The sequence below is a fragment of the Pseudomonas quasicaspiana genome (assembly GCF_021147825.1).
GTDB classification, from domain to species: Bacteria; Pseudomonadota; Gammaproteobacteria; order Pseudomonadales; family Pseudomonadaceae; genus Aquipseudomonas; species Aquipseudomonas quasicaspiana.
In genome coordinates this window covers 34,935-58,790 of sequence record NZ_JAGTPI010000010.1, presented here as the reverse complement: position 1 = coordinate 58,790, position 23,856 = coordinate 34,935, and the positions used below count along the sequence as shown (strand labels likewise).

At 55.5% G+C, this 23,856-nt stretch carries 26 protein-coding genes and 1 tRNA gene; 20 read left to right on the top strand and 7 right to left on the bottom strand.

Annotated elements, in window-relative coordinates; translation table 11 throughout:
- The first annotated feature begins 28 nt into the window (after positions 1 to 28).
- The 6 genes from tolB (at position 29) to KDX30_RS09165 (ending at position 4,315) form a co-directional block, all read left to right on the top strand.
- Complete coding sequence (gene tolB / locus KDX30_RS09190) at positions 29 to 1,279, top strand: Tol-Pal system beta propeller repeat protein TolB (protein WP_231675613.1); 1,251 nt, start codon at positions 29 to 31, stop codon at positions 1,277 to 1,279.
- 58 nt (positions 1,280 to 1,337) lie between these two features.
- A complete protein-coding gene (gene pal / locus KDX30_RS09185) occupies positions 1,338 to 1,838 on the top strand; it encodes a peptidoglycan-associated lipoprotein Pal (RefSeq protein ID WP_027899119.1) in 501 nt (166 codons plus the stop codon).
- Between the two features lie 6 nt (positions 1,839 to 1,844).
- Entirely contained in the window at positions 1,845 to 2,663 is an 819-nt protein-coding gene (gene ybgF / locus KDX30_RS09180) for a tol-pal system protein YbgF (RefSeq protein ID WP_122396454.1), read from the top strand.
- Positions 2,664 to 2,837: 174 nt separating this feature from the next.
- Positions 2,838 to 3,485, top strand: a complete 648-nt coding sequence (gene queE, locus KDX30_RS09175; RefSeq protein ID WP_231675587.1) for a 7-carboxy-7-deazaguanine synthase QueE — start codon at positions 2,838 to 2,840, stop codon at positions 3,483 to 3,485.
- Between the two features lie 16 nt (positions 3,486 to 3,501).
- A complete protein-coding gene (gene queC / locus KDX30_RS09170; RefSeq protein ID WP_049826808.1) occupies positions 3,502 to 4,176 on the top strand; it encodes a 7-cyano-7-deazaguanine synthase QueC in 675 nt (224 codons plus the stop codon).
- A 63-nt stretch (positions 4,177 to 4,239) separates the two neighbouring features.
- Positions 4,240 to 4,315 (top strand) — tRNA-Lys (locus KDX30_RS09165).
- A gap of 195 nt (positions 4,316 to 4,510) precedes the next feature.
- Here the strand turns inward: KDX30_RS09165 and KDX30_RS09160 are convergent.
- On the bottom strand, positions 4,511 to 5,122 hold the full coding sequence (locus KDX30_RS09160) for an Imm5 family immunity protein (RefSeq protein ID WP_231675586.1): 612 nt from the start codon (positions 5,120 to 5,122) through the stop codon (positions 4,511 to 4,513).
- A gap of 68 nt (positions 5,123 to 5,190) precedes the next feature.
- Complete coding sequence (locus KDX30_RS09155) at positions 5,191 to 5,613, bottom strand: hypothetical protein (protein WP_231675585.1); 423 nt, start codon at positions 5,611 to 5,613, stop codon at positions 5,191 to 5,193.
- 362 nt (positions 5,614 to 5,975) lie between these two features.
- Between KDX30_RS09155 and KDX30_RS09150 the strand changes: the two genes are divergently transcribed.
- The 4 genes from KDX30_RS09150 to KDX30_RS09135 all read left to right on the top strand — a co-directional run bounded on the left by KDX30_RS09150 (position 5,976) and on the right by KDX30_RS09135 (position 9,910).
- On the top strand, positions 5,976 to 6,455 hold the full coding sequence (locus KDX30_RS09150) for a hypothetical protein (RefSeq protein WP_231675584.1): 480 nt from the start codon (positions 5,976 to 5,978) through the stop codon (positions 6,453 to 6,455).
- Between the two features lie 66 nt (positions 6,456 to 6,521).
- Positions 6,522 to 7,508, top strand: coding sequence for a T6SS immunity protein Tli4 family protein (locus KDX30_RS09145; RefSeq protein ID WP_231675583.1), 987 nt, complete (start codon positions 6,522 to 6,524; stop codon positions 7,506 to 7,508).
- Between the two features lie 128 nt (positions 7,509 to 7,636).
- On the top strand, positions 7,637 to 8,746 hold the full coding sequence (tri1, locus tag KDX30_RS09140; RefSeq protein WP_231675582.1) for an ADP-ribosylarginine hydrolase Tri1: 1,110 nt from the start codon (positions 7,637 to 7,639) through the stop codon (positions 8,744 to 8,746).
- A 99-nt stretch (positions 8,747 to 8,845) separates the two neighbouring features.
- The gene (locus KDX30_RS09135; protein ID WP_231675581.1) at positions 8,846 to 9,910 is read left to right on the top strand and encodes an ankyrin repeat domain-containing protein; all 1,065 of its coding nucleotides are present in this window, start codon (positions 8,846 to 8,848) and stop codon (positions 9,908 to 9,910) included.
- A 214-nt stretch (positions 9,911 to 10,124) separates the two neighbouring features.
- On the opposite strand, the gene KDX30_RS09130 is transcribed toward KDX30_RS09135, so the two are convergent.
- Positions 10,125 to 10,715 (bottom strand): biliverdin-producing heme oxygenase, encoded by a 591-nt coding sequence (locus KDX30_RS09130; RefSeq protein ID WP_231675580.1) that lies wholly within the window; start codon positions 10,713 to 10,715, stop codon positions 10,125 to 10,127.
- Between the two features lie 70 nt (positions 10,716 to 10,785).
- Positions 10,786 to 11,685 carry a LysR family transcriptional regulator gene (locus KDX30_RS09125; RefSeq protein WP_122707721.1) on the bottom strand — a complete coding sequence of 300 codons (900 nt, stop codon included), beginning with the start codon at positions 11,683 to 11,685 and terminating at the stop codon, positions 10,786 to 10,788.
- 132 nt (positions 11,686 to 11,817) lie between these two features.
- Between KDX30_RS09125 and KDX30_RS09120 the strand changes: the two genes are divergently transcribed.
- The 8 genes from KDX30_RS09120 (at position 11,818) to nadA (ending at position 19,378) form a co-directional block, all read left to right on the top strand.
- Positions 11,818 to 13,023 carry an aminotransferase class I/II-fold pyridoxal phosphate-dependent enzyme gene (locus KDX30_RS09120; protein ID WP_231675579.1) on the top strand — a complete coding sequence of 402 codons (1,206 nt, stop codon included), beginning with the start codon at positions 11,818 to 11,820 and terminating at the stop codon, positions 13,021 to 13,023.
- Between the two features lie 87 nt (positions 13,024 to 13,110).
- On the top strand, positions 13,111 to 13,917 hold the full coding sequence (locus tag KDX30_RS09115; RefSeq protein ID WP_206361721.1) for an ABC transporter substrate-binding protein: 807 nt from the start codon (positions 13,111 to 13,113) through the stop codon (positions 13,915 to 13,917).
- 40 nt (positions 13,918 to 13,957) lie between these two features.
- Positions 13,958 to 14,659, top strand: coding sequence for an amino acid ABC transporter permease (locus tag KDX30_RS09110; protein WP_206361720.1), 702 nt, complete (start codon positions 13,958 to 13,960; stop codon positions 14,657 to 14,659).
- 2 nt (positions 14,660 to 14,661) lie between these two features.
- Positions 14,662 to 15,408, top strand: coding sequence for an amino acid ABC transporter permease (locus KDX30_RS09105; RefSeq protein WP_122395915.1), 747 nt, complete (start codon positions 14,662 to 14,664; stop codon positions 15,406 to 15,408).
- Entirely contained in the window at positions 15,405 to 16,133 is a 729-nt protein-coding gene (locus KDX30_RS09100; protein WP_095093525.1) for an amino acid ABC transporter ATP-binding protein, read from the top strand. Before KDX30_RS09105 ends, KDX30_RS09100 begins: the two co-directional genes overlap by 4 nt.
- Entirely contained in the window at positions 16,133 to 17,170 is a 1,038-nt protein-coding gene (locus KDX30_RS09095) for an amidohydrolase family protein (RefSeq protein ID WP_231675578.1), read from the top strand. Before KDX30_RS09100 ends, KDX30_RS09095 begins: the two co-directional genes overlap by 1 nt.
- A 188-nt stretch (positions 17,171 to 17,358) precedes the next feature.
- Positions 17,359 to 18,036: an RraA family protein gene (locus tag KDX30_RS09090; protein WP_099269083.1), complete on the top strand. Its 678-nt coding sequence runs from the start codon at positions 17,359 to 17,361 to the stop codon at positions 18,034 to 18,036.
- Positions 18,037 to 18,319: 283 nt separating this feature from the next.
- Positions 18,320 to 19,378, top strand: a complete 1,059-nt coding sequence (gene nadA, locus KDX30_RS09085; RefSeq protein WP_122707713.1) for a quinolinate synthase NadA — start codon at positions 18,320 to 18,322, stop codon at positions 19,376 to 19,378.
- Positions 19,379 to 19,652: 274 nt separating this feature from the next.
- On the opposite strand, the gene KDX30_RS09080 is transcribed toward nadA, so the two are convergent.
- On the bottom strand, positions 19,653 to 21,083 hold the full coding sequence (locus KDX30_RS09080; protein WP_027899145.1) for a M48 family metalloprotease: 1,431 nt from the start codon (positions 21,081 to 21,083) through the stop codon (positions 19,653 to 19,655).
- A gap of 148 nt (positions 21,084 to 21,231) precedes the next feature.
- On the opposite strand from KDX30_RS09080, the gene KDX30_RS09075 reads away from it, so the two are divergent.
- Together KDX30_RS09075 and KDX30_RS09070 are read left to right on the top strand one after the other, a co-directional pair.
- Positions 21,232 to 21,483: a sulfurtransferase TusA family protein gene (locus KDX30_RS09075; protein ID WP_122807912.1), complete on the top strand. Its 252-nt coding sequence runs from the start codon at positions 21,232 to 21,234 to the stop codon at positions 21,481 to 21,483.
- 36 nt (positions 21,484 to 21,519) lie between these two features.
- Positions 21,520 to 22,590, top strand: a complete 1,071-nt coding sequence (locus KDX30_RS09070; RefSeq protein WP_099269086.1) for an AI-2E family transporter — start codon at positions 21,520 to 21,522, stop codon at positions 22,588 to 22,590.
- A gap of 117 nt (positions 22,591 to 22,707) precedes the next feature.
- Here KDX30_RS09070 and KDX30_RS09065 read toward each other — a convergent pair whose 3' ends face one another.
- Together KDX30_RS09065 and KDX30_RS09060 are read right to left on the bottom strand one after the other, a co-directional pair.
- Positions 22,708 to 23,181 (bottom strand): peroxiredoxin, encoded by a 474-nt coding sequence (locus KDX30_RS09065; RefSeq protein WP_231675577.1) that lies wholly within the window; start codon positions 23,179 to 23,181, stop codon positions 22,708 to 22,710.
- A 9-nt stretch (positions 23,182 to 23,190) separates the two neighbouring features.
- Entirely contained in the window at positions 23,191 to 23,754 is a 564-nt protein-coding gene (locus KDX30_RS09060; RefSeq protein ID WP_027899149.1) for a glycine cleavage system protein R, read from the bottom strand.
- Positions 23,755 to 23,856: the final 102 nt, after the last annotated feature.

Sequence of the window (23,856 nt, the reverse complement as noted above, 5' to 3'; positions counted from 1 at the left end):
AGTAGTCGTTCTCTGTTGTGCGGCCGGTATGGTTGGCGCAGAAGAGAAGAACATTCTGGTCACCAGCGGCAGTGACCGCGCCACGCCTATCGCAGTTGTGCCTTTTGGCTGGCAGGGCGGCAACGTACTGCCAGAGGATATGTCGGAAATCATCGGCAATGACCTGCGCAATTCGGGTTACTACGCGCCAATCCCGCGTCAGAACATGATCAGCCAGCCAAGCCAGGCCAGCGAAGTCATCTTCCGTGACTGGAAAGCATTGGGTGCGCAATACGTTATGGTCGGCAATATCGTGCCTGCAGGCGGTCGTCTGCAGGTGCAATATGCGCTGTTCAACGTCGCAACCGAGCAGCAGGTACTGACCGGTAACGTGTCCGGTACCACTGATCAGTTGCGCGACATGTCGCATTACATTGCGGACCAGTCGTTCGAGAAACTGACCGGCATCAAGGGTGCTTTCTCTACCCGCATGCTGTACGTGACTGCCGAACGCTTCTCTGAAAACAATACGCGCTTCACTTTGCAGCGCTCGGATTACGACGGTGCACGTGCAGTGACCCTGCTGCAATCCCGTGAGCCGATCCTGTCGCCGCGCTTTGCGCCGGATGGCAAGCGCATCGCTTACGTATCGTTCGAACAGAAGCGCCCGCGCATCTTCGTTCAGCACATCGATACCGGTCGCCGCGAGCAGATCACCAACTTCGAAGGCCTTAATGGTGCGCCTGCATGGTCGCCTGATGGCACGAAACTGGCATTCGTATTGTCGAAGGACGGTAACCCGGAAATTTACGTGATGAACCTGGCCTCGCGTCAGCTGAATCGCGTGACCAACGATTCGTCCATCGATACAGAACCGTTCTTCGGCAAAGACGGCTCGACGCTGTACTTCACGTCGGACCGTGGCGGCAAGCCGCAGATCTACAAGACAAATATTAATGGTGGTGGTGCTGAACGAGTGACTTTCGTCGGCAACTACAACGCCAACCCGAAATTGTCAGCTGATGAAAAGACGCTGGTAATGATTCACCGGCAGGACGGCTTCACTAATTTCAAGGTTGCAGTGCAGGATTTGGCCCGCGGAAGCGTAAAAATCCTCACAGATAGCAACCTTGATGAGTCGCCTACTGTTGCGCCCAACGGCACCATGGTAATCTACGCCACCCGCCAGCAGGGCCGGGGAGTCTTGATGCTCGTGTCCATTAATGGACGCGTAAGGCTCCCGCTTCCTACCGCTCAAGGCGAAGTCAGAGAACCTTCCTGGTCCCCTTACCTGAACTGACGCGGCGCTACACAAAAAAGATTTGCTTAACACACTGGGGTTCATTAGGAGTTTCACGATGGAAATGCTGAAGTTTGGTAAATTTGCTGCGCTGGCTCTGGCCATGGCTGTAGCTGTAGGTTGCTCTTCAAAAGGCGGCGACAACGCTGGCGAAGGCGCTGCTGTTGATCCTAACGCTGGTTACGGCGCAAACACTGGTGCCGTTGATGGCAGCCTGAGCGAAGAAGCTGCTCTGCGCGCAATCACCACTTTCTACTTCGAATACGACAGTTCGGACCTGAAGCCAGAAGCCATGCGCGCTCTGGACGTTCACGCCAAAGACCTGAAAGGCAATGGCGCTCGCGTCGTTCTGGAAGGCAACACCGACGAACGTGGTACTCGCGAGTACAACATGGCACTGGGCGAGCGTCGTGCGAAAGCCGTTCAACGCTACCTGGTTCTGCAAGGTGTTTCCCCAGCTCAGCTGGAACTGGTTTCCTACGGCGAAGAGCGTCCAGTTGCTACCGGCAACGACGAGCAGTCCTGGGCTCAAAACCGTCGCGTCGAACTGCGTAAGTAATTTGACATGCGAACGTGCCGACGTGCTGTAACAGTATTGGCCCTCACCCTTCCACTTGTTGCGTGGGGTGCGGTTCCTGTGGTCGATAACAATTCTGGCTCTGGCAGCAGCAGTTATCCGCCAGCTGGTTATGGCACGTCTGGCGCCTATGCCGGGGGAGGGGTTACGGCCCAGCCCTCGGCACAAGGTCAGCTGTTCATGCAGCTACAACAGATGCAGGACGAAATCGCGCGTTTGCGCGGTATGGTCGAGGTCCAGCAAAACGATATCCAGCGCATGAAACAAGAAGCGCTCGAGCGGTATCAGGATCTGGATTCACGCATAGGAGCAGGCGGCGCAGCCGCAGCGGCTTCCAATAATTCTCAACCGGCTGGCGGTGATATCAACGCCAGCGGGACACCTGCCGCACCGGCCGCGCAAGCGCCGTCGGCAGGTACTGAACCACCTGATCCTGCGAAGGAGAAGCTTTATTACGAAGCGGCCTTCGATTTGATCAAAGCCAAGGATTTCGACAAGGCCAGTCAGGCTTTCGGCGCTTTCCTTCGCAAATATCCGAACAGTTCGTACGCGGGCAATGCTCAGTACTGGCTGGGCGAAGTGAATCTGGCCAAAGGTGACCTTCAAGGCGCAGGTCAGGCGTTTGCCAAAGTCAGCCAGCTTTACCCGAAGCATGCCAAGGTGCCTGATTCGTTGTACAAGCTTGCTGATGTCGAGCGCCGCCTGGGTCATACCGACAAGGTCAAAGGCATTTTGCAGCAGGTTGTTGCTCAGTATCCGGGTACATCTGCCGCTCAGCTGGCACAGCGGGATCTTCAGCGCCTTTAAGGTTCTGACCCGTAATTCAAGAAAGCCGCGCTTGTCGCGGCTTTTTTCGTTAGAATTCGGCACCCGAATTTTCGGTACTTTTAAATACGCTTCTCTGGATTCTGCCATTGCAGGGTGCTTTGAAGTGCCTGACGGAGGCGGACGGCCTGTTTAGCTGTTACGCCCGTGGCCCATATGCAAGAAACGTTACGTATCACCGAAGTCTTTTACTCGTTGCAGGGTGAGACTCGCACCGCCGGCTTGCCCACTGTTTTTGTCCGTCTCACGGGCTGTCCGCTTCGATGCCAGTACTGCGACAGCGCCTATGCCTTCACTGGCGGCACCATTCAGACACTGGACGACATCCTCGGTCAGGTGGCTGATTATCGCCCGCGTTACGTCTGCGTGACTGGGGGTGAGCCGTTGGCTCAGCCCAATGCCGTCCCGTTGCTCAAGCGTCTCTGTGATGCTGGTTATGAAGTATCTCTGGAAACCAGTGGTGCGCTGGATATTTCGGCTGTTGACCCTCGTGTCAGCCGAGTCGTGGACCTGAAAACACCAGGCTCCATGGAAGTCACTCGCAACCGTTACGAGAACATCGAGCTGTTGACGCCCAACGATCAGGTCAAGTTCGTGCTTTGCTCTCGTGAGGACTACGACTGGGCCGTCTCCAAGCTCATTCAGTACGGTCTGGAGCGTCGAGCGGGCGAAGTATTGTTCTCGCCCAGCCATCACCAACTGAATGCCCGCGACCTCGCAGACTGGATCGTCGCCGACAACCTGCCTGTACGCCTGCAAATGCAGCTGCATAAATTTCTCTGGAACGATGAGCCAGGGCGCTGAGATGAGTGAATCAAACATGACTGAAAAAAGAGCGGTAATCCTCCTTTCTGGCGGCCTCGACTCGGCCACTGTCGTCGCGATGGCGCGTGAGCAGGGCTACGCCTGTTACACCATGAGTTTCGATTATGGTCAGCGTCATCGCGCTGAGCTCGATGCAGCGGCACGCGTCGCTCGCGATCTGGGCGTGATCGAGCACAAGGTCATCGGCCTGAATCTCAATGGCATTGGTGGCTCGGCGCTGACTGACGATTCCATCGCGGTTCCGGAAACGCCAGGCGAAGGCATTCCGGTGACTTATGTACCGGCACGCAACACTGTGTTTTTGTCTCTGGCGCTGGGCTGGGCAGAAGTGCTCGGTGCACGTGACATCTTTATCGGCGTCAACGCGGTGGATTACTCGGGTTACCCGGATTGCCGGCCTGAGTTTATCGAGTCGTTCGAGCGTATGGCCAATCTAGCTACCAAAGCGGGTGTGGAAGGGCAGGGCTTTACGATCCAGGCGCCCCTGCAGAATCTGAGCAAGGCCGACATCGTCAAGGCAGGCGTGCGTCTGGGGGTTGATTACGGTCTTACCGTTTCTTGCTATCAAGCCGACGATCAAGGCCGTGCATGCCGCAAATGCGACAGCTGTCGCTTGCGCGCAGAAGGCTTCGCAGCCGCCGGAATCAGTGACCCGACACGATATTTTTAAAATAATTGAAATTAGGTGTTGAATTACTCATATAAATCAGTAATATACGCGCCACGCAACAGAGGGTCGTTAGCTCAGTTGGTAGAGCAGTTGGCTTTTAACCAATTGGTCGTAGGTTCGAATCCCACACGACCCACCATTTTTTAGCAGTTTGAAAACCTGGAAGGCCCACGCAAGTGAGGATTTTCAGGTTTTTTTTTGCCCGTACGATCGGCCTGGCTGAAGGTCTAGCTTTTTCAAGGTGTTCAGTCGCTCATACAAGCAGCTGTCTACCGCGAAGCATGGCTTTGCTTCGGCGCAGCATCACCGAGCACAGCCACTGTACGTACAGAGCCTAGGGCAAGTCAGAGAGCACCTGCGCCACGGCAACAGTCAGATACCACTTCCAGAAAGCACGCCGCAATTCCGGGTCGCCATCGTCGGACAGGCTGCTCGCGAACCCCAACCCTCCCGCAAACGCCGATGCGACTAAATAATCAGGCTCAAACGCTTCAGGATCCAGGTCTTGATCGCGTTGGTCGTCGTCAGCGTCGAATTGGACGTCAGCGACTGCCGTGACGATTGTGTTGGCAGCAGCGTGCCCGACGAACATTGCAGGGTACTCATCGGGTTCATACTCTTCATTCTCGACCACCGACACATAAAAATCGTCACGTACGGCAATTGCATCAGCGTGATCAAAAGCGCCACTGGCAGCCTGAAGTGCCGCTGTCAGAACGTGTTCGATGCGTTGAGCATCGCCAAACTTCTCTGTCCAGAATCCCATGCCGTGTTGCACGCAGGCGATATTGAGCTTTGTCAGTATCAGCTTTTGGTCGTTGGGGTTCCTGTTTTCAGTGATCATCGCCCAGAGCCGAGTTCGCAGAGAGCGTGCTAGCTCACCCTTGGGCGAATTTTCAACTTCAGTCAGGAGCTTTGTGATGAACGCTTCGTGTTCTTTTTTCATTTGAGCCTGATGGTCGGATGGGCAGTATTTTCGTATTGAACGATGCGCAAAGTTCTCGGACGCATGACCTAACGAAATACGTTGATCTCAGCATGGTTGATGTTGAAGTTTTTCAGAGTAGTCATCGCCGTCTCAGAAACGACTAATCCATTGCTTTCGGCCACGCCAAAGTCGTCGACTCCAGCGACCCCATTTACTTGTAACCAGTAAAAATCAGGTAAGGTTTTGTCTGGGTAAAGCTCCAGAAAGTTTTCTGATTTTGAAATGATGACGGACTCAAATGACACGCCTGAAAATTCGTCCGCCGATAAAGCCTCCGCCAAGGTGCAGGTACAGATAAAACACGGGAACGTCTCCAGTAACTCGTCACCCAGCCAGCCTTCAAATTGATACTCGAGTTGACTGACCTTTGGCGGCCAGATCCCGGTATCCATAACCGTCCGGTCTCCCAGGCTACCGGCAACTTCGGGCTCTACGTGGTAATAATTCATAAGTGTTTCTGCTCAATAGTTGGCTTTTTTCAGCACATACTCATCTTGATGCCTCTCTCGGGCAAGCATACCCAAATCTGTTCCAGCTCATGGCTCGATTGTCAGCTGAGCAATTCAGTAAGCTGTCCTGTGCCCTGGTCACTGCTGCGGATGGGTTTGCATGGCTACGTCGCTTGAGCCAATCGGGCAGGTGAGCGCGCAGCATCAGTAGGTCGGTCCATTACGGCGTACACAGGATGCACAATCTGCATTTTGTCTTTACAGTTGTTGAGGCGTGCTGCCTGGCTGAGATGCGGCATTGGGGGCATAGGACAGTCCGGTATCCGGTTCAGGAAGTCTACAAATACTGATATGAAATTATAATGATGAACATTGATGTGGAACTTGAAAGGATAGGAAGAAGTCGGTTTTTTTCCAACATGGGCGTTTTGCTCTCTGGAGAGGAGCGTATTATCTGTATCGAGAGCGTGCGCAAGGTATTTGTTGAACCCTCGGAGCTCGAATTTCAAGGGTGCTACGAGGAAGTTGAGTGGCTCCCCACCTCTCCCTCTCAAGATGATCCGTTTTATAAGCTACCCAATCCGCCCAAAGATTTGACTGGACTTAGAATGGAAATCAATAAGTCTGTGATGGCGGCCACAAGAAAAGTGGAGAAAGAGTTGTTCTTGTGTGGGTCACATGATTTTAGTGCCGCTGCTAGAAATGGAATTTGTTTTGCTTTTCGCCAGTATGTGTCTGAGCGTTATTACGGTCATGGCGATCATTGGAAGCAAATCGTAGAGATTTATTATAAAGGACATTGGCCCGTTGGGTTTGCGAAAAATAAATGGGTTGTCATCTAGAGGCTGGGGCTTATTCGTAGGTCGTTTCAAAATAACTCTAGGAAAAAATACAGGCCAAGGGCAAACATGAAGAGTTTTCTGATATTTAAAAAAGCATTATGGTGCGTCATGATTCTCTCTGCCTTTTATCCACAGCTCTCTTCAGCGCTACCTACAGATGGAAATAAAGCCATCAACGCCCCGTGGACCACTCATTACTTTGGCAGATTTCAACTGGATATCCCAGCAGGGTCTGAAATTGCCGCCGATTACAAGCTCTACAACGAGAAGGTCGAGCTCATTAGCAGGAATGGAAAGTCCGACCTGAACTCGATCGTCGACCAAAAAATTGAAGAGCTAAAAAAGGGAGTTGCACACGGTACATCAAGCAGGTATGAAAAAACGATACCCTTAAGTAATGGCAGCGTATTAATACTTTCGAGACTGGATAAGCTCTATACCTTTCATGCTTATCTTCTTACGTCCCAGAACGTCCTGTACAGCATGCTGGTGAAATCGATTTCTGCCAAAGGAATAGACGGCGCCATCAATAAAACCCGCCTGATAAGTGAATCCCTGTTTTCCAGACGTCCCCAAGACGCTCCACCCCAAGGGGCTTTTGCTTTAGAAGAAGGGTATACCACCCTGGGGGCAGCTCAATCTCTGGAAGGTGTTTACATGGGCGCACAAGTATCAACGCACCCGGGCACGTTTGTCAGTCTACTCACTCAACGGATAGTTGAGCATGATGACACATTAATAAAGCGCTTCGAGGAAGAAAGCGGCGGCGTTGTTTCAGGCGTTGCCGGGTTATTGAATAAAACAAAAATACTCAGGAAAAAAACGCGCAGGGTGGGTGACATTGAAGCAGAGGAGGTTGCTGTTGCAACGTCAATCGATGGAAAGCGTTTTTACACGTTTCAACTCGAATACGAGGGCCAGCTGAAATCGAATACTCGTCCGTTTATAGATTTGAGATTAGGTACACATGAGGTCGGGAGTGACTTCAAAACCGATGAGGAGGCGCTAGCGTTTTGGGACAAACTGGTAGGTAGCTTGAAAGCACTGCCTTGATTTCGCATCGCGTAGTGCCTGCGCCATACACAGCGTTCATTACTTCAGCTTGACTGCCCGAGGAACCAAGGGGAAAGATGTCTTTTTTTTCGGCTCATCCTTGGGTCGAGATGCTATAGGGAAATTCCGTGATTGATTTAAGAAGCCCTGACGAAGTTCTCGAAGAATACGCTGAGCGCTATGATTCCCTGCTCCCCCTGCCTTCTCCACAGCTGATTCAGCGCATGGATTACATGTTGACGTCTGACGCCCCAAGGTTGCCCGTGGTGAAGCCCGAATGGATTGCCTCGCGCAAGTGCACCTTGACCGAAGCAGAGGCGCTGGATCGTGCAAAAGGCTGCTTGCTTGGACTGGCAATAGGCGACGCCGTGGGCACAACACTCGAATTTTTGCCTCGTGATCGTAGCCATGTGCATGACATGGTGGGTGGCGGTCCCTTCAGGCTTAATCCGGGAGAGTGGACCGATGACACCAGCATGGCGCTCTGCCTGGCAGACACTTATCTTGCGAAAGGCAGTTTCGACCTTATTGATTACGCGGACCGACTAGGCCGCTGGTATCTAAGTGGCGAAAACAGTCATAACGGCAAGTGTTTTGATATCGGCAATGTCACTCGAACTGCGATCGAAGAAAGGCTGAAAAATGGCGGCTTATGGCATGGAAATGATGCGCCATCCACCGCGGGTAACGGCTCGATAATTCGCCTGGCCCCCACTGCGATATTTCATCGACATACGCTCTCGGCTACGTGGCGTGACAGTGCGGCCCAAAGTTACTGTACGCATAGGGCGCTGGAGGCCGTCGCGTGTTGTCATCTGCTCGGCGCGCAGCTGCATCTGGCCCTCAATGGTGCAGACAAAGAAGAAACCCTGTCTCCCATGATTCGGCCCTTGCGGCCAAGAGCCTTGATCATCAATGCGGGCGAATACAAAGAAAAAAACCGGGACCAGATACGTTCATCAGGGTATGTCATCGACACACTGGAAGCAGCACTGTGGGCAGTGTGGAATACCGACAACTTCAAAGACGCTATTCTGTTGGCTGCCAATCTGGCTGATGATGCCGACAGCGTAGCCGCCACTGCCGGACAAATTGCTGGCGCTCTGTATGGCGTGTCGGGTATGCCGGAGGAGTGGGTCAAGAACGTCGCATGGTCAGAGCATATTCAGGGGCTGGCTCAGCAATTGTTCGAGCGTGCTCCGCTGCATGATCCTTTGGAAGAGTCCATACGCGATTGAATACCTCGTTGCATGACCGACATCGGTGAAGATAGCTGTTACCAAAAAACTCGTGGTTCGATGATGAAAAACCTCTTTATCAGGATGATGACTGCCTCTATGGGTAAGCGTAAAAGAAAGACACTCCCGAAGGGTTTCGATCAGTTGCTGAGGGATGCTCCACTTGCCGAGTTGATCGCAGTGTTCGAAGTGTGCGAACTCGAAGCCACCGGGGGATACAGTAAGAGCACTGCGCTTGGTTTTTATAATTGCCCCGATGATCTGGTCCGGTGGCTGGTGGAGCAGGGCGCAAACGTTGATGCCCGTGACCTGTATCAGCGAACGGCCCTGCACCATCGTAGTTCGAGCCGAATAGGAGGTGTTGATCTGCTGCTGGACCTGGGGGCTGATATCGAGGCTCAGGACTCTAAAGGCCATACACCGCTGCAGGTGGCGGTAGAGAGTCACAAGGCCGACTCAATCGCTGCTCTGATTCGTCGAGGCGCCAATACGGAGGTTAGAACCCGGCGACAGGGATACAGCCTGTTGCACCTCGCACTGCTCACGACGTCCAATGGCGACATTCGGCCTACTGCCAAAATCGCTGAGATCCTGTTGGAAGCCGGTGCGCAAGTCGAGGACGCTATGCGTTCAGAAGTGCAGCGTATCGGTCGTGAGTTCGAATTTCATCGGGCTGACTTCAACCCTGATTACCTGGCGGCAACCGATGCAGCCCTTACCGCTCTTTATCGTCTTTTCAATGTCACTCCAGTTGCCGCGCGTAATATCCATGACGGTCAGGCTGCGATAGTCGTGACAGCAGATGACTGGCCTGCCCAGCATCAGCAATTGTGGGAAATGCTGGTGCCATCCTCGGGAGCAGCAACGACGGTGCAAGGTGAAGCCATCCGCATCAGTGGTCGTATCTCGATTGAGATCAACGACAATGGCTCGGCGAACTGGGACGCCGATTTCAAAAAAATGCTGAACGCGCTTGTAGAGTATTTAGGCAGTGCCGTGCCGTTAAGTGAGCTGGAGCTGGCCGAAGCCCGCAAGCTCGCTGCCGCACTTAAAAGCGGTAATGATACTGCCGGGCACACCGATCGCCTCTGTGAACTGGCCGTATGCTGGGTCATTGCCAACCCGCAGCCAGAGCTGTTGAGTACGACTTACTATGGCCGATAGACATCGGTGTGACTCTGTTCGCTGTCCGGTTGGGGCGCTCTCCTTGCGGATTGCATCAGCATGTTCATACGAGGATTCTTCCTTCGTTCTCGGTGGTTTCCGAGAAGGTCGTCGGCGAACGCTTTCAGGTGTTCAACCTCTCTGACGCATCAAGAATCTCTGCTGATGTCATACCGAAAGTAGATCTGAACGAGCTTGACCGGCTTATCGACGTTTAGCTATGGAAGCATTCTCGCAGAGCGCTTCGATAGAAATCGAAAGCGTCAATTGCACCCTGGATAGCCTGAGCTTTCTGCGTCTCGTCCAGTTTCAGCCCGTCAAGTAATGTCACGAACTCGCGCCAGTGCAGGGCGCGACCATCGGGGTGGGCAGCAAGGTGACGTGCGCCATGTTCGGCGCCGAAGCCCATCTGCTGGGTTTCCTTGAAGAGGAAGGCCGCTCCCAGATTTGAACCCTCAGCGCAATACAGCCAGCCCAGCGCCGCATGGATCGAGTGTGGTTTGACTACGGCGGGCGCTATGGGAGTTGGCAGGCCTATATCGTTCATGTCGGCACGAACGGCATCAAAACGCGGCAGCTCACGCAGACCGGGCAGTAACTGGTTCAGCTCGGCATCGTGATACAGCTCATGAATTGCGCCATGAAAGCGGTGCTGAAGGCGCAGGAAACAACCGTAGCGCTGATCGTCCGCGAAAGGTCGGGACTGCATGACCAGCGTGTCGACGCTGTCGTGGTCGCGGGCGCTCCCCGCTTTAAGGCGTTTACTGAGCGGAAGGTCTGGCGTTACTGGTGAATCTACGAGCATTGATGAAAGTCCTTTGGGAGCCGCGACACGTTACCAGATGCCGGGGTTTGCTGCCGCTCAGGCGCGCATGTCAGTGAATAATGAACTTGGTGAAGTCGCATGCGTTGCGCGTGATCCCCAGAATGTCGGCCATGAATCGGTCATCTTCAGTGCTGCGGTGCATGGCTTTGTAAGAAATCTGCGGCAGCGCTGGCGTGACATCCAGGCGCTGTAACTGTTTGCGATCCAGCACGTGCCCCAGGCAGTGTAGCGGCAGGCAAGCGGTTGCAAGTCCGGACACCGCCAGGCCGATCTGCGCCAGCAGGTTATTACAGGTAATGGACTTGACGATGTCGATGCCTTTCATCTTGAACCACTGCCCGTAGGCCATCCCCATGCCAGACAGCGCGCCCTGAATGATCAGCGTGCGCGACGCCAGTTCTTCCAGCGTCATACTCGTCTGTTCACCCGCCAGCGCCGGTGTACACATCCAGGCGTTTTCCACCGAGTCGAGAATCTCAGCGGAGAAGCGATTGTCCTGAAAGATGTCCGGAACAATGATCAGATCGATGGAGTTGCTGGCCAGGCGCTCATAAAGCACCGGGCTCAGGTCCACTTCCGGAATGATCTCCACCAGCGGATAAGCGCTGCGAATGCCATTGACCAGATCCGGCAACCAGGTCAGCGCGGTCAGCTCTGTAACCCCCAGACGCAGCTTGCGTTGCAGGTTCTCCGGGCTCTCCAGGCGCTGCAGCATCGCGTCCCGCTGATTCAACAGACTTGAAGCCAGAGCCACCAGTTCTTCACCCATGGGCGTGAGTTGCGCACTGCGTCGTGAACGGTCGAACAGCGGTTGCCCATAGCGCGTTTCCAGATCCTGAATGCGCTTGGAAATGGCTGACTGAGTGGTGTTCAGGTGGTCGGCTGCCGAGTCGAAGCTGCCCAGCCGGGCGACCCAGAAAATCGCTTCAATCTGCTTGATGGTAATCATCTTCAAACCCTGATTTTTTCCTCGAAAGATGCCTTTAAGCGATGAATAAAGCCAACTAAAAATCGCTTTTTGTTCGTTTTGGCAATCAGTAGTCTTCAGAGCAACCGAGCCTAAACCCACAGGTCACTCACAATGTCGTACCCGCTTTCGAACAAACTGAACCGTTTCGCATCGTCCGCCAGTGTTGCCGCGAAAGCGCGGGTCATGGAGCTGGAGGCTGCTGGCAAGAAGATTCTCGACTTCTGCGTAGGCGAGCCGGATTTCGTGACCCCGACCTCGATTATTGAAGCGGCGCGTACTGCGGCTCTGGCAGGGCAGACTCGCTACACCGCGACCACCGGCACCAAGCAACTGAAGACCGCCGTGCAGCGCAAGTTCAAGCGAGACAACGGTCTGGATTACTCACTGGCCGAGATCGTCGTGGGTTCGGGTGCCAAGCAACTCATCTATACCGCGTTCACTTGCACTGTGGATGATGGTGATGAAGTGATCATCCCCGCGCCTTACTGGGTCAGCTACCCGGACATCGTCAAGCTCAATGGTGGAGTGCCGGTGATCCTCGAATGCCCGGACTCTCAGGGTTTCAAGCTCAAGCCTGAACAGCTTGAAGCCGCGATCACGCCTAAGACCAAATGGCTGGTGCTCAACTCGCCGAACAATCCTAGCGGTGCGATTTACAGTGAAGCCGAAATGCAGGCCATCGCCGATGTGCTGGTGCGTCATCCTCACGTGTGGCTGATGACCGACGAAATTTACGAGTATTTCAATTACGCCGGTGCCACGTTGCCCGCACCTGCTGTGCAGGCCCCGGAACTCAAGGAACGCACCCTGGTGATCAACGGTGTTTCCAAGGCCTACGCCATGACTGGCTGGCGCATTGGTTACGCGGGTGGTCCGCTGCTGCTGATCAAAGCGATGGACAAGCTGATGTCGCAAAGCATCGGTGGCGCATCGGCGGTGAGTCAGGCTGCCGCAGTGGCAGCGCTGGAAGAGGGTGGTAGTTTCGTGGAGGAGGCGGCGCGTGTGTTTGGTGAGCGTCGCAATCTGATCATCGAATTGTTGAATGACGTGCCGGGCCTCAAGTGCCTGGACATTGAAGGGGCGTTTTATGCGTACCCTAACTGCGGCGGCCTGATTGGCAAGCGCACGCCGGACGGTGTGGTGCTGCAGTCGGATCTGGACGTACGCAACTATTTGCTCGAAAGCGCCAACGTGGCTGTTCTGGATGGCGCGGCTTATGGGCTTTCACCTTATTTGCGTCTGTCGTTCGCCACGTCCACCGAGATCATTACCGAAGGGTGCCGGCGGGTGAAGGAGGCATGCCAGGCATTGAGTTGAGGAAAGTCTTGAGCAAAAACTGTTTTCTAAAAAACTAAAAAAAGATCCGCTTTTATTTCTGCCCTCATTCTTGAAGAGATACCGATCATGATGAAAAAGGTTTTGCTTACTTTGATGGGGTTGATGGCAGCAACCACGGTAATGGCTGACGGCCTGCAGGACGTCAAGGACCGCGGAACACTGCGCTGCGCGACATTGACTGACAGCGTGCCCCTGGGCTACCAGGACCCGACCACCCGGGAAATCGTCGGGCTGGATGTTGACCTGTGCAAGGCGCTCGCCAAGCATTTGGGTGTCAAGGCTGAGCTGCAAGGTGTTGCCGTCAGTGCGCGGATTCCAACGCTGATTTCCGGTCGCGCCGACGTGGTGGCCGCTGCTCTGGGTTACACCAAGGAGCGTGCCGAGCAGATCGATTTTTCTTCGGCTTACTATCAGGTGCCGATCAAGGTGCTGGTCAAAGGCGACAGCGGTATCAAGACCTTCGCCGACCTGGCCGACAAGCGCGTCAGTGCTATCAAGAGTTCCACGCCTGAACTGTATGCACGCCAGCAGATCACCGACGCTAAAGTCGTAGGTTTTGAAGACGCACCTTCAGCGTTTCTTGCTCTGCAACAAGGCAAGGTGCAAGGCATGGCCATGACCGAGCCTGCGTCGATTCGCTTTCATACCCGCAGCCAGAACATGCGCTTTCTTGATCAGGCGCTGCACTTCGAGCCCAACTGCGTAGGTGTCAAAAAAGGCGAAACTGCACTGACCAACGCTATCAATCAGGCATTGGTGGACATGGAAGCCAGCGGCGAGCTGCAAGCACTGTGGGATCACTGGTACGGCGATCAGACTGAATACAAGCTGGTACGTGAGAAGAAACTCACCGCGCTATCTGATTTCCAGTGATTGAAAGCGGGCCGCTTCACGCGGCCCGATCGAGGTGCATGTGTCAATTTTCAATGGCTTCGGTTCCCTGCTTCAGGGGGACTACCTGCAGGCGTTTCTGGGCGGTGCGGGGGTAACGCTGCAGTTGTTCTTCATTTCGGCGGTGCTTGCATTCGTGCTGGCTTGCCTGTTGATGGGCATCCGGCTGATCCCCGGGCGGGTCGGCGATTTCGTGGTGGCAGTCTTCGTTGAATACCACCGCAATGTGCCTAGCCTTGTGCAGTTGTTCGTGTGGTACTTCGGCATCCCGCAACTGCTGCCGATGGCCGCTCAGGACTGGATCAACGGCCACGGCGGCGAAGTGATCTTCGCCATCATCGCTCTGACCCTGAACAGCGCCGCTTATGTTTCCGAAGACCTGCGCAGCGGCTTCCGTTCGTTGCCCAACGGCCAGACCGAAGCGGCCCGTGCACTGGGGATCAATTACGTGCAGACCCTGCGCAAGGTTCTGATTCCCCAGGCCATGCGCGCGTCGGCTCCGTCGTTGGTCAACCAGGCGCTTTCGCTGTTCAAGACCACCGCACTGGCCATGGCCATCGGTACCGCAGAAATGATGTACATCACGCGGCAAATCGAAGGCGAAACCTACATGACCTTCCAGACCTTTGCCGTGGCAAGTCTGTTCTACCTGATCGGCTCCTGGACGATCATGATTCTGGGTGCCGTCTGGCAGCGACGCATCGATCTGCGGATGGCGAGGTAACCATGCTCGAGATACTTCACGATTACGGGATTCTGCTGCTGGTCGGCCAGTATCCACAGGGTCCGCTGGGCGGTTTGGCGCTGACTGTCATCATCGCGTTGCTTGCGCTGATTATTTCGTTCCCGCTGGCAGTCATGATGGGCCTGGCGCGTACGTCATCCATTGCACCGATTCGCAACGTGGCCATGGGTTACACCTATGTCGTGCGGGCGATCCCGCTGCTGTTGCTGATCTTCTGGTGCTATTTCGCGGTGCCGCTGATTACCGGCATCAACATCTCCGGCTTCGTCACCATGCTGGTGGCACTCGTGGTGTACGAGGGGGCGTATCTGGGTGAAGTGGTAAGGGCCGGGATCAACGCGGTGCCCAAAGGCCAGGTTGAAGCCGCCCGTGCGATTGGCATGAGCTACGGCCAGTGCATGCGCAAGATCGTGTTGCCGCAGGCACTGTTCAACATGCTGCCGAGCATCCTCAACCAATTCATCATGATCACCAAAAACACGTCACTGGCCTATCTGATTGGTACGCAGGAAGTCACCTTCGCTGCCTATCAGATCAACAACCAGCTATTGACCCAGCCGTTCGAGGTCTATGCGCTGCTGGCCGGTTTCTACTTTGTGTTGTGCTTCTCGCTGAGTCGTCTCGCCAAGTGGCTGGAAGACACCATCAACCGCAAGCGCCTGGGTTCCGCCCGCGCCCAAGATGAAAGCGTCGAAGAAAATCCAGTTCTGGTGGGGCAACCGAAATGATCGAATTCAAGAACGTGAACAAGTGGTACGGCGAATATCGCGCACTGAGCGATATCACCGAGCAAGTGTCGGCCGGTGAGGTGGTTGTCGTGTGCGGCCCGTCGGGGTCGGGTAAATCCACGTTGATTCGTACGGTGAACCGCCTGGAAGAGATTCAGGACGGCAGCATTCTGATTTCCGGCGAGGACGTTCATGCCTCGAAAAAGAACCTCAATGCCTTGCGCAGCCGGGTGGGCTTCGTCTTCCAGAACTTCAATCTGTTCCCGCACATGAGCGTGCTGGATAACGTGATGATCGGGCCGATCACGGTGCTTAACCGTAACAAGACCGACGCCGCGAAAACCGCTCGTGACCTGCTGGCCAAGGTCGGGTTGGCGCACAAGGCCGACGCGATGCCGCTGCAGTTGTCCGGTGGTCAGCAACAACGGGTGGCAATTGCTCGGGCCTTGGCGATGGAGCCGCCGGTGATGTTGTTCGATGAGCCTACCAGCGCGCTCGATCCGGAAATGGTTGGTGAGGTTCTGCAGGTCATGAAAGACCTCGCGTCCGAAGGCATGACCATGATTTGTGTGACCCATGAAATGGGCTTTGCCCGGGAAGTGGCTGACCGTATCTGGTTTATGGACGCGGGTCAGGTTCTGGAGCGCGCCGCGCCGGAAGACTTCTTTACGGCGCCGAAACACCCGCGTGCGGCCAAGTTCATCTCTGATATTCGGGCGCACTGATGAAGCCGTCAGCATCGCCGCACCTTCCGGTTCGCAAGGACTGGCTGGCGCGGGTGGATGAACCTGCGATCGATCCGCAGTTGGCGATTGTCGATGCACATCACCATCTGTGGGATCGTCCGGAAAACCATTATCTGCTGGATGACTATCTGGACGACATCGATAGCGGCCATCGGGTCATGGCGTCGGTGTATGTGCAATGCCGCTCGATGTTCAACATGGATCGGCCTGAGGCATTCCAGTGTGTGGGCGAGGTGGAGTTCGCCAACGGTATCGCGGCGCTCAGTGCCAGTGGGCTTTACGGCCCGGCGCGGATTTGCGGCGCGATTGTGGCCGGTGCGGATTTGCGTAGGGGGCAGGCTGTGGTGCCGGTACTGGAAGAGATGCTTGAGCGGGCCGGGCCAAGGTTGCAGGGCATTCGCAATGTAACGGCCTGGCACGCCGATCCGCGGGTGGTCTCCAATCCCAAACCGCCACCGTCGGGCATCCTCATGGACACCGATTTCCGCAAGGGCGTGAACTGCCTCAAAGATTACGAACTGACGCTGGACGTCTGGAGTTATCACACCCAGCTTGAAGAGGTGCTGGATCTGGCCAGTTCGTTCCCGAACCAGATGATCGTGCTGAATCACGTGGGCGGACCTGTTGGCGTCGGACCTTATGCTGGCCGCCGGGATGAGGTTTTCGCCGAGTGGTCGCGGCTGATCTGCCAGTTGGCTAATTGCCCGAATGTACGGATCAAGCTGGGTGGGTTGGGCATGAACGTCGGTGGCTTCGATCTGCACACTCGCGAGTTGCCTCCTGATTCGGACACGCTCGCCGCATTGTGGCGGCCGTACATCCTGCATTGTATTGATGCTTTCGGTGTCGAGCGTTGCATGTTTGAAAGCAACTTTCCGGTTGATAAGGGGATGTATTCCTATGGCGTCATGTGGAATGCCTTCAAGAAGATAACGGCCAACTTCACGGCTGAAGAGAAGCGCTTTCTGTTTAGTCGGACAGCCGTGTGTACCTATAACTTGATGATTGCTGATTAGTGCCTGCGGCACGTTAACAGCCTGGGCTGTTATTTAGATTTTTAGTCTGTCCGGTCTTCGGGGCGCGGTGTCGTTCGCCTTGAAGAAAGCTTCATGCCGTTTTCTGTTGTTTGATTTTGAATGTTTATTTAACTCATGACAGGGCAGGGCAGTTGGTTTTGCTCAGTCAATTATTGCGAGGCTGCATCATGTCCAGTGGTTTCAGAGTATTAAAGCGTGCCCGTCAGGTCAGTGCTGAACAGGTCGAAGGTTATCGTCAGGTGCCCGTGGCCAACGTCAGTGATTCAATGAACCGGATGACCGCCGGGGGCGTGACTTTGCGGCCCATGCACCGTTCGGGTGTGCTCGCCGGTCCTGCGTTGACGGTTAAATCCCGCCCCGGCGATAACCTGATGGTGCATTACGCCCTGGACATCGCTCAGCCGGGCGATGTGATTGTGGTGGATGCCGGGGGTGATCTGACCAATGCAATTATCGGCGAACTGATGGTCGCTTACGCCATCAAGAAGCGCTTGGGCGGTATTGTCATCAATGGCGCCATCCGTGATGCGGCGAGTATTGCTGCAGGCGACTTCCCGGTATTTGCCGCAGGTATTACTCACCGTGGTCCTTATAAAGATGGTCCCGGGGAGATCAATGTTCCGATTGCAATCAACGGTATGGTGATCGAACCGGGCGACATGATTGTCGGCGACGATGACGGCCTGTTAAGCATTCCTTTTGATGAAGTTGACAGTGTTCTAAACAAAGCCAGCGCCAAACATGCGGCTGAAACTCAGCAACTTCTGGATATTGCTGAAGGCAACAGCGATCGGAGTTGGGTTATCAATAGCCTGAAACAGAAAGGCTGCGTATTACCGGAATAAGCGTTACGAAACCGTGGCCAATCGACGGGAAATGACCCGGTATCACAGGCGGCTGAAACAGATGGTAAATCCGTAGGAGGCTGGCTAAAATCCGCGCGCCTTCTGCGGCTTGAGCCAATCGGACGTGACCGATTGGCCTCAGGACCGAACCACGACCCTGGGTCGACATAATTTATAAAGCTGGAAGGCCCGTGAAAATGAGGACGTCCAGCTTTTTTTGTGTCTGCTTTTCGGGGGTAAACTCGCCTTGTGCGCTATCAAAGCGCTTGCAGGTCCAGCGAACATGACGCAAATTTCCGAACGCCTGTTGGTCCAGGCCCATCTCGATGCCAAACAGCCCAAAGAGCTGAGCATTGAAGAGCAGGCTCACTACCGTGCTGCGATTGCGGCCGAGCTCAAGGCCCAGGACGCTGTGCTGGTGGCGCATTACTACTGCGATCCGGTCATTCAGGCTTTGGCGGAAGAAACCGGCGGCTGCGTATCCGATTCGCTGGAAATGGCCCGGTTCAGCAATAACCATTCAGCGAAGACCGTGCTTGTCGCTGGCGTGCGGTTCATGGGCGAGACTGCCAAGATCCTCAACCCTGAAAAACGCGTGCTGATGCCGACGCTTGAGGCGACCTGTTCGCTGGATCTGGGCTGCCCGGTGGATGAGTTCACGGCGTTCTGTGATCAGCACCCGGAGCGTACGGTGGTGGTTTACGCCAATACCTCGGCAGCGGTCAAAGCCCGTGCGGACTGGGTAGTGACGTCCGGGTGCGCGCTTGAAGTCGTCGAAAGCCTGATGGACAACGGCGAGAAAATCATCTGGGCACCGGACAAGCATCTAGGGCGTTACATCCAGCGCGAGACCGGTGCTGACATGCTGCTCTGGGACGGCGCTTGCATCGTTCACGAAGAGTTCAAGTCCAAGCAACTCGAAGACATGAAGGCGCTGTATCCGGAGGCGGCGATTCTGGTTCACCCAGAGTCGCCCGAGTCAGTGATCGACCTGGCTGACGCCGTGGGTTCCACCAGCCAGATGATCAAGGCCGCACAGACGCTGCCGAACAAGATGTTCATCGTGGCCACCGATCGGGGCATATTTTACAAGATGCAGCAGCTGTGCCCGGACAAGATCTTCATTGAAGCGCCGACTGCCGGTAACGGCGCTACCTGCCGTAGTTGCGCGCACTGCCCGTGGATGGCGATGAACACTCTTGAGCGTACGTTGCAGTGCTTGCGGGAGGGGAGTAACGAGATATTTGTCGATCCGGCGGTGATTCCCCATGCAGTCAGGCCGTTGCAGCGGATGCTGGACTTCACCCAGGCCGCGCGGATGAGGCAGGCTGGGAATGCTTGATTGTCGCCTGCAAATGATTGACCTGTAGGAGCGCGCTTGCCCGCGATAGCGATTGACCAGATAAAAACAGGGAGCCTGACACACCGCAATCGCGGGCAAGCGCGCTCCTACACAGACTGTGTGAAAACTACTACGCTCGGCAATACTGCGTTAAAAACAGGCGAAAAATGCTCATTTAGAACACCTAGACTCCGCTTTTTCGCCTGTTTTTGCCTTGTCTTGCCGTCGCTCGCTACGTTTTCACACAGTCTGTACAGGATCAAAACTTGCAGCGCTACATCATGTCCTTGACCATCCGCTCCTGATCCGCCAATTCCTTCTGCCGCGCATCAATGCGTGAAGCCAGCTGGAAGTTGTTGTTCGCCCGACGTTTGGCGAAGTCCAGTTGCTGGATGGCCTGCCTGAAATCACCCACCAGCGCGAAGTACTCGGCACGGGCCTGATGCAGGCCGATAGTGTTGCCATTCAAACCGCGGGTTTCAGCGACCAGATACCAGATGTCCGGATCATCAGGACGACTCTTCAGCAGCCCGTTCAGGGACTTTTCCGCTTCGGCGGTACGATTCTGTTTGAGCAGCACATCAACTCGCACCTGATTCAACGGATAGTTGTCGGGGTACTGAGTCAGCATCCGGTCAACCCGCTGTTGCGCGTCGTTGAGTCGGTTGTTGGTGATGTCCAGATCGATCTGCGTCAGGTTGTAAGTGATGTCGTTCGGCGACTTGTCGAGCAACGGCTTGAGGGTTTCCCGGGCTTCGTTGAGTTGCCCGCCCTTGATCAACGCGATAGCGAGGCCATAACGTGCAGGTTCGGATTTAGGGTTCTCGGTCAATTGTGCGCGGAAGCGCTTGGCCGCGATGCCGGGTGTTTCTTCGTAGATCAACGCTACACGAGCGCGCATCAACTGATAGCGCACGCTGTCTTCCTTGCCCCCCGGCTTGGCTTGCTCGGCGCGGTTACGGGTATCTGCGATCCGCGATTCTGTTACCGGGTGAGTCAGGAGGAATTCGGGTGGCTTGGCATCGAAGCGATACTGACGCATCAAACGTTCAAACATGGTCGGCATGTTGCGCGGGTCGTAGCCGGCTTTCTCCAGGTTGAGAATGCCGATCCGGTCAGCTTCCTGTTCATTCTGACGCGAGAAGCGCCGCTGTTCCTGGATAGCCGCAGCCTGTGAACCCGCGATGGCGGCAATGCCCGCATCTCCGGCCCCGGCAGCCGCCATCACGATACCCGCCAGCATCGCTGCCAACACAGGCACCTGCATGCGCTGTTGGGCTTCAACACCCCGGGCAAAGTGGCGTTGCGACAAGTGAGCCAGTTCGTGGGCCAGTACTGAGGCGTATTCGCCCTCAGTTTGAGCATTCAGGAACAACCCGCCGTTCACGCCGATAATCCCACCAGGAGCTGCGAAGGCGTTGAGTTGCGGGCTGTTGATCAGAATGAACTCAAGGCGTCGGTCCTGCACCTGACTGGTTTCCGCCAGGCTATAGACCGAGGTCTCGACGAAGTCCTTGAGTTGCGGGTCCGAAAGTTGCGCGACCTGGGCTCGCAGCAGTCCAAGCCAGGCACGGCCCAACTGGTGTTCCTGCTCCGGCGAAACAATCGCGGAACTGGCATCGCCAAGGGATGGCAAGTCATCGGCATGCGCAGGAACAGATAGCAGGCATGCGAGCGTCAACAGGGTGGGGCGCAGAAAATTCATCCATGGAGCTCTGAGTTGGAGAACCTCTACTGTAGCTGTCTCCATGGCCTGATGACCAGAGTGCGGTATTCTTCCGGGCTGTAAGACGTATCTGAAAAAACATTTTGCCTTCGCATGGCAATTTGATGTGCCTGCCTGGAGAGAAACGATGTCTGACGCTGTAACGCGCCCCGAAAGCTGTGATGCCGAAGTCGACGCCAGTGGCCTTAATTGCCCGCTGCCGCTGCTCAAGGCCAAGCTTGAGCTCAACCGCCTTTCCCGAGGTGACGTGCTCAAGGTCATCGCTACCGACGCTGGATCTCAGCGTGACTTCCGTTCCTTTGCCAGGCTTGCTGGTCATGAATTGCTTCATGAGGAAGCTGACGCGGGGATCTACACCTATTGGCTGCGCAAGGCGTAACCCACCGGGGCTCATCCGCTTTCACAAGGATTCTTGATGTTCAACGTGCTTCGCAACTGGGTACAACGCTACTTCTCCGATGAAGAGGCCGTGGTACTGGCGGTGTTGCTGTTTCTGGCATTCACCATTGTTCTGACGCTGGGCGGCATGCTGGCGCCGGTGCTCGCCGGGATGGTGCTGGCGTTCCTGATGCAAGGGCTGGTGAGCCTGCTTGAGCGTTTTCGCGTTCCGGAGTCCGGTGCTGTTGGTCTGGTCTTTATGCTGTTCATGGGCGCGCTCCTGCTGTTTTTACTGGTCTTGGTGCCGCTGCTCTGGCATCAATTGATCACCTTGTTCAACGAGCTGCCGGGCATGCTTGCAAAGTGGCAGTCGTTATTACTGCTGTTGCCCGAGCGCTACCCGCATCTGGTTTCCGATGAACAAGTGCTGCATGCCATTGAAGTCGCGCGGGGCGAGATCGGCAAATTCGGTCAGTGGGCGCTGACGTTCTCGTTGTCGAGCCTGCCTTTGCTGGCGAATATCATGATCTATCTGGTGCTGGTGCCGATCCTGGTGTTCTTCTTCCTCAAGGATCGGCGTCTCATCGGTCGTTGGGTCGTCAGCTATCTGCCGCGGGAGCGCGCTTTGATGACGCGAGTGGCCGAGGAGATGAATCGGCAGATCGCCAATTACATCCGTGGCAAAGTCATCGAGATATTTATCTGTGGCGGCGTGACCTACATCGGTTTTGTGGCGCTGGGCCTCAACTATGCGGCCTTGTTGGCGATGCTGGTGGGTATTTCCGTTGTGGTGCCCTACGTAGGCGCGGTCGTGGTAACCGTTCCGGTGGCGCTGATCGCCTTGTTTCAGTGGGGCTGGAGTGACCAGTTCATCTATCTGATGGTGGTCTATGGCGTGATTCAGGCGCTGGATGGCAACGTGCTGGTGCCGCTGCTGTTCTCGGAGGCGGTCAACCTGCACCCGGTCGCAATCATCTGCGCGGTCCTGTTGTTTGGCGGGTTGTGGGGCTTCTGGGGGATTTTCTTCGCGATTCCGCTGGCGACGCTGTTCAAGGCCGTGCTGGATGCGTGGCCAAGGCAGGAGCCGACCGTGGCACCGCTTTTGTAAGTGTCCAGCCTTATCGTCGGAATGCCGCCCAGGCCAAGCCTCGCGCCCACATGAGATTGCGTCCATATGTGGGAGCGAGGCTTGCCCGCGATGGGGGCGACGCCAATTCAGAGTCGATCAGGCTTTATTCAACGCCTGAGCCTTCTCCAGCACGGCTTCCACATGCCCCGGCACTTTCACACCGCGCCATTCGTGGCGCAGCACGCCATCCTTGTCGATCAAAAAGGTGCTGCGATCCACGCCAAGGTATTCCTTGCCGTACAGCTTCTTGAGCTTGATCACATCGAACAGTTGGCAAAGGGCTTCGTCCTTGTCCGAAATCAGCTCGAACGGGAACGATTGCTTGGCCTTGAAGTTCTCGTGGGACTTCAGGCTGTCTCGCGACACGCCAAATACCAGCGTGTTGGCCGCCTGAAACTGCTCGTGCTGATCGCGAAAGTTCTGACCCTGAGTGGTACAGCCCGGTGTGCTGTCCTTCGGATAGAAGTAAATCACGACCTGCTTGCCCTTCAGTTCGGCCAGGCTCACGGCCTGCCCGCTGGTGGCTTGCACCTGAAAATCACTAACCGGTTGATCTACTGCTACAGCCATGGGATTTCCTTACATAGGAGCTTGCGGACGCCACGGTTCAATCAGTGCATCGAGGTTCAGCGCGTCGGCGAAATCCAGGAACTGATCGCGCAGCCAACTGATCTGGATGCCCGCAGGCAAGGTCACGGTGAAGGTTGCGTTGAGCATGGTGCCACCGGTCTGCGGAGCCAGATAGGTATCGCAGATCAGGTTTTCCAGTTCCACATTGTGATCCATGAAGAACTGGCACAGCTCATTGATGATGTCCGGGCGATACGCCGAGCTGACGTAAGCCACGTAAGGCAGCGCCTCTGGACGGCTTTCCAGCGTGGCACTGCGCACCACACTGGTAGTGAAGTCATGTTTCTTGGACAGGCCGGGGAGGCCGGTTTCCAGGCGGGCCAGCGCATCCCAGCTACCGGAGACCTGCAGAATCAACGCGCTGTATTCGCCGTGACGGGTCAGGCGTGAGCTGACAACCGAGCAACGACTTTCGTGACTGGCACGGCACAGGACGTTGGTCAGCTCCATTGGGTTTGCGCCAAGGGCACTGATGACAAGGAATTGTTCGCGAACTGTGGGGGTGGACGACATGCAGCATTCCTAGATGATGAGCGGTCGGTACATTTATTGGCTTGCAGGACCGAATCGACGATCAACAGCGCCAGACACCCGCCGCAGCTTCTGGCGGAGTGC